General features: G+C 71.9%; 7 protein-coding genes. 3 read left to right on the top strand and 4 right to left on the bottom strand.

Going from position 1 to position 4,825, the window contains the following annotated elements:
- Nucleotides 1-195, bottom strand: a 195-nt coding sequence (locus SACHA_RS25645; RefSeq protein ID WP_028663228.1) for a hypothetical protein, incomplete at its 3' end; no start/stop codon positions are given.
- Nucleotides 196-292: 97 nt separating this feature from the next.
- On the opposite strand from SACHA_RS25645, the gene SACHA_RS0115370 reads away from it, so the two are divergent.
- Nucleotides 293-1,111, top strand: a complete 819-nt coding sequence (locus SACHA_RS0115370; RefSeq protein ID WP_083935875.1) for an IspD/TarI family cytidylyltransferase — start codon at nucleotides 293-295, stop codon at nucleotides 1,109-1,111.
- 48 nt (nucleotides 1,112-1,159) lie between these two features.
- Here the strand turns inward: SACHA_RS0115370 and SACHA_RS0115365 are convergent, their stop codons facing one another.
- Nucleotides 1,160-2,158, bottom strand: a complete 999-nt coding sequence (locus tag SACHA_RS0115365) for an aldo/keto reductase family protein (RefSeq protein ID WP_019811092.1) — start codon at nucleotides 2,156-2,158, stop codon at nucleotides 1,160-1,162.
- A gap of 33 nt (nucleotides 2,159-2,191) precedes the next feature.
- The gene (locus SACHA_RS0115360) at nucleotides 2,192-2,893 is read right to left on the bottom strand and encodes a TetR/AcrR family transcriptional regulator (protein ID WP_019811090.1); all 702 of its coding nucleotides are present in this window, start codon (nucleotides 2,891-2,893) and stop codon (nucleotides 2,192-2,194) included.
- A 54-nt stretch (nucleotides 2,894-2,947) separates the two neighbouring features.
- Here SACHA_RS0115360 and SACHA_RS0115355 point away from each other — a divergent pair, with 54 nt between their 5' ends.
- On the top strand, nucleotides 2,948-3,511 hold the full coding sequence (locus SACHA_RS0115355; RefSeq protein WP_019811088.1) for a hypothetical protein: 564 nt from the start codon (nucleotides 2,948-2,950) through the stop codon (nucleotides 3,509-3,511).
- Between the two features lie 160 nt (nucleotides 3,512-3,671).
- Complete coding sequence (locus tag SACHA_RS0115350) at nucleotides 3,672-4,148, top strand: hypothetical protein (RefSeq protein ID WP_019811086.1); 477 nt, start codon at nucleotides 3,672-3,674, stop codon at nucleotides 4,146-4,148.
- A gap of 133 nt (nucleotides 4,149-4,281) precedes the next feature.
- Here the strand turns inward: SACHA_RS0115350 and SACHA_RS22460 are convergent.
- A partial coding sequence (locus tag SACHA_RS22460) for a DUF3043 domain-containing protein (RefSeq protein WP_039739274.1) occupies nucleotides 4,282-4,825 on the bottom strand: 544 nt, incomplete at its 5' end.

Raw genomic sequence — 4,825 nt, 5'->3', positions numbered from 1 at the left:
CGGGCGGGCGCGGGACGGCCGCGGATCGGCGAGGGCGAACCGGGCGGGCACGTCGGCGAACCGGACGGACCCGTCGTCGGTCCCGTCCCCGGTGGGCCGGTTCTCGGCGACCTGATCGCCGCTGGTCCCGTTCTCGTCGGGCCGGGCGTCGTCGGGGGTGGCGCCGTCCTGTTCTGCCGCGGTGTTGTCGGACACGCCGCCACACTACCGAGTGTGCCGGTCCCGGGTGATCGTCCGGCGGGAGACCGGGGCGCACCGGCGGCCCCGCCCGGGGGAATCTATGCTCGTGCGGATGGCGGGAGGTCGGACCGGGCACGCGGGGCGTGTCGCCGGGGTGGTGCTGGCCAGTGGCGCCGGGTCCCGGGTGGGGTCCGCGACGAACAAGGTCTATCTGCCGTTGGGCGGGCGCCACGTCCTGTCCTGGTCGCTGGAGGCGTTCGCCCGCACCCCCGGGGTCGGCGTGCTCGTGCTGGTCACCCGTGCCCGGGACGCGGACCTGGTCGACGAGGTGCTGCGGGACGGACCGCCGCGGGACGGGGACGGGACCCGCGTCCCGGTGGAGGTCGTGCACGGCGGCGACAGCAGGCAGGCCTCGGAGCTGTGCGCGCTGCGCCATCTCACCGGACGGATCGCCTCCGGTGCGGTCGACACCGTGCTGCTGCACGACGGCGCCCGGCCGCTGGTCACCGTCGACACGATCACCGCGGTCCTCCGGGCGGCACGCGACGACGGCGGCGCCGTGCCCGGGATCTTCGCCGACGACCTCGTGGCCGTGAGCCCGGACGGTGGCACGGTCCTGGGCCGGCCCACCGGGGACCTGGTGCGGATGCAGACACCGCAGGGGTTCGCCGCGGCGCCGCTGCTCGACGCCTACGAGCGCGCCGAGCGGGAGGGATTCGTCGGCACCGACACGGCCTCGTGCGTGGAGCGCTTCGGCACCGCCTCCGTGCGTCTGGTCCCGGGCGACCCGCGCAACATCAAGATCACCTACCGGCACGACCTCGTCGTCGCCGAGCGGGTGCTGGCGGCCCGGACCGACCCGTCCGGCCCGGAACACCCGGTCCCGGACCACCCCGGGGTGGACCCCGTGGGTGGGAGCCGGGCCGGGTGAACCGCTCCGGACGGTACCGGGGGCCGGCAGGGCCCGGTCCCGTCCTGCTCAGAGAACCGGACTGCGGGTGTGACCCGGGTCGCGCTCCACAACCCCGTCCAGTTCCTCGTCGATCGCCCGCATCAGGTCGTCGTCCAGCCGGGCGCCCACGGCGTCGACGTTCTCCCGGACCTGCTCGGGTCGGGACGCGCCGATGATGGCCGAGGCCACGTTGCTGTTCCGCAGCACCCAGGCGACGGCGAGCTGGGCGAGGGAGAGCCCGGACTGTTCCGCCAGCGGGCGCAGGCGCTCCACCCGGGTCAGCACGTCGTCGTTGAGGAACCGCTCGATCGTCCGCGCGCCGCCGCCCTTCTCGTCGGTGGCGCGGGAGCCCTCCGGCGGTGCCTGACCGGGCCGGTACTTGCCGGTGAGCACGCCCTGCGCGATCGGGGACCACACGATCTGGCTCATCCCCTCGCGCTCGCAGGTGGGGATGACCTGTTCCTCGATGACCCGCCACAACATGTTGTACTGCGGCTGATTCGACACGAACGGGATCTTCAGCTCCCGCGCGAGCGCCGCACCCCGGGTGATCTGCTCGGCGTCCCACTCGGAGACCCCGATGTAGCCGACCTTGCCCTGCCGGACCAGGTCGGCGAAGGCCGTCATCGTCTCTTCGAGCGGGACGGTGTGGTCGAACCGGTGTGCCTGGTAGAGGTCGATGTGGTCGGTGCCGAGCCGCTTCAGGGAGGCGTGGGCACTCTCCATGATGTGCTTGCGGCCGAGCCCCTTGTCGTTCGGTCCGCCGGGGCCGGTCGGCCAGAACACCTTCGTGCAGATCTCCAGGCTCTCCCTACGCTGCCCGGCGAGACCGCGTCCCAGGACCGACTCGGCGGCGGTGTTCGCATAGACGTCGGCGGTGTCGAAGGTGGTGATGCCGGCGTCCAGGGCCGCCCGGATGCAGGCGTGCGCCTGCTCCTCCTCCACCTGGGAACCGTGTGTGAGCCAGTTGCCGTACGCGATTTCACTGACCGTGAGGCCGCTGTGGCCGAGTCGACGAAACTCCATGCCGCGGAGTCTAGCCGTCGATCTTTCGCAAAGCTAAGTACCGGGGGTGGCGTCCGCGCGGTCGGGGAAGGCCGTGAGCCGGCCGTGTTCGGCGGCGGCCGCACCGGGTCCGACGTACGGCAGGAGGGCGCAGTAGACCAGATCGGCCAGCAGCGTGGGCAGGGTGTCCGTCTCGCCGCGCTCCACGCGGTTGTACACCACCTCCACGATGCCGCCGACGACGGTCTCCGCGGTGATGGCCGGGGGAGTGCGCAGTCCCTCCTCCTCGGCGAGCGCGCAGGTGCCGCGGTCGACGAGATCGACCAGTGCCCGCAGCGACTCGTGCCGTCGGCGCACCGCCCGTGGTCCGGCCGCCAGCACGTCGACGACCACGAGCCGTGCCTGATCGGGATGCTCGGCGAGGAACCGCAGCGTCGCGTCCAGGGTTGCTTCCACTTTCCGGGTGAAATCGTCCCTGCCCGTGGAATCGGCCTCCGCGATCCTGTCGGTCAGGCGCGCCACCGCGTCGTCGTAGGCGGCGAGGAAGACCTCCTCCTTGTTGCGGAAGTGCTGGTAGAAGGTCTTGCGGGAGACCCCCGCGTCGCCGATGACCCGCTCGATGGTCAGACCCGGGTAGCCGTGTCCGGCCGTGACCCGCGCCGTGGCGGCCAGGATGCGGGCGCGCTGGTTGTCGTGGACGTAGTCGCGGGACAGGCCGTGTCGGCCGGGCGGGAGCTGCCCTGCGCGGTCGTCCACCGTGACCTCTCCTCGGAGTTTCTCCGCGGGTGATGCGGCGGTTACTCTGCGAAAATGACCACGAGCACTGCCGACTGTCCCGCGTGTGCCCGGCTGCGGGCGGCCGTCCGGGTGATCGCGGGGGAGACGCCCCTGTTCGAGGTGACCGCAGGTGAGCTCGCGGACGCGGCCGGGACGGACGTTCAAATGTTCACCCGACACTACCCGAGCGTGCGCGCCTGTGGAGCGGCCGCGTTCGACGAGGCGGCCGAGGACCTCCACCGGGTCTGCGCCACCGCGCTGCGGGGGACCCGGCCCGACTGCGCCGCCCGGTTCGCCGGCGTCGCGGACGCGGTGCTGCGGTGGGTGGACACGCACCCGCAGTGCGCCCGGTACCTGTTCGTGGTGTCCGAACGCGCGGCCGAGCCGGAACTGCGGGCCCGGTCGAGCGGGCTGAAACGGTCGGTGACGTGCCTGTTCGACGGCGCGGCCGGGCACACGCCCGCCGGGCGCACCCATGTGGAGTTCGTCGTCGGTCTGTTCTTCCGCGCGGCCGCCCAGGCCCTGGACGGGACCGGTCACGGTGACCACTCGGCGTTGCGGACGAAGGTGCTCGCGCTGCGCCCGTTCGTGACGTGAGCCCGACCGGTGGGGGACACCGGCCCGCGTTCCGAGTACGCCAAGTAGTCACCAGCCATGACCACGTGGATGTGTACAGTTGACATCCGGAAACACCGCTGTTTCTCTATATGGGCCAGCTCACTTACCGGCTGGTAACACTGAACCAACGGAGGTAACAGTGACTCGGCTCTCCACGAAGGTCCTCGGAGTCGTCGCGGGCGCCGTCGTCGGCGTCGGTATGTCGGCGGGCGTCGCCGTCGCGGACCACCAGAAGGTCGACGGCACGATCACGTCCGGCGGGGACACGTGCAGTTGGACCAATGCGGACGCCACCGACAACCCGCCGAACACGCTGACCGTGGACGCCGCCAGCGTGAACGCCAACACCGTCTGCGACGGCGACAAGGACGTCACCCTCAACAACGATCCGACGATCAGCTTCGACGACGCGGCGGGCACCGCGACCGCCGACCTCATCAACGTCACCGTGGTGTCCTATGGGGTCACCTGCGAGTACGAGGCCACCGGGCTGACGGCTCAGCGGGAGGGCGACACCCGGACCTACACGGCCACGGACGTCACCCTGGACAAGTCCGGCGGCAGCTGGATGTGCCCGTCCTCGGAGACGGCCGACGCCGAGTTCGTCTTCCACTGACCGCCGAACACCTCCCGGTGTGACCGGGAGGCCGGATGAACCGTCGCGCCCGGTGGGGTGCCGGTGCCTCGTGCCCGGTGCGCCACCGGGCGCACGTCCGTGCGCGGCCCGTCGGCGCGCGACCGAGTGTGTGTCAACCGATCGGCTGGCCGGGGCGGACGCGCGGCTTGGGCACGCGGAGCTTGCGGATCTGGCTCGCCCGGACGAAGGCGTACCAGCCGAGCGAGGCGCCCCGGATCGTCTCCTTGGGGAACTTCTCCCGGGCCGCCTTGGTGATCCGCCGCCCGTTGAGGAAGCCCTCGAAGATCATGAGCAACAGCACGACCGTGGTGAGCAGTGTGGCGTAGGTCTGCACGGCCGGGATCGGCACCAGCAGCGTCACGAACACCAGGATCGCCATCGGCATGAACAGGCCCAGCACGTTGCGCCGGGAATCCACGAGATCGCGCACGTAGGCCTTGACCGGGCCGCGGTCCCGCGGGAGCAGGTACCGTTCGTCCCCGGCCATCATCCGTTCGCGACGTTCCCGCGCGGCCTCGCGCCGCTCCTCCTTGCTGACCGGATCCTTCTTCCGCAGCTCCCGGTTCCGCCGGATCGCCTCCCGCGTGGTGCGCGGGGGCGGGGCGACCGGCCCCCGGCGCCGCCCCTCCGCCTCCCTGCGCTTCGGCGTCGGACGG

The organism is Saccharomonospora halophila 8 (genome assembly GCF_000383775.1).
GTDB lineage: Bacteria > Actinomycetota > Actinomycetes > Mycobacteriales > Pseudonocardiaceae > Saccharomonospora > Saccharomonospora halophila.
This window is presented reverse-complemented; position numbering and strand designations above follow the sequence as displayed.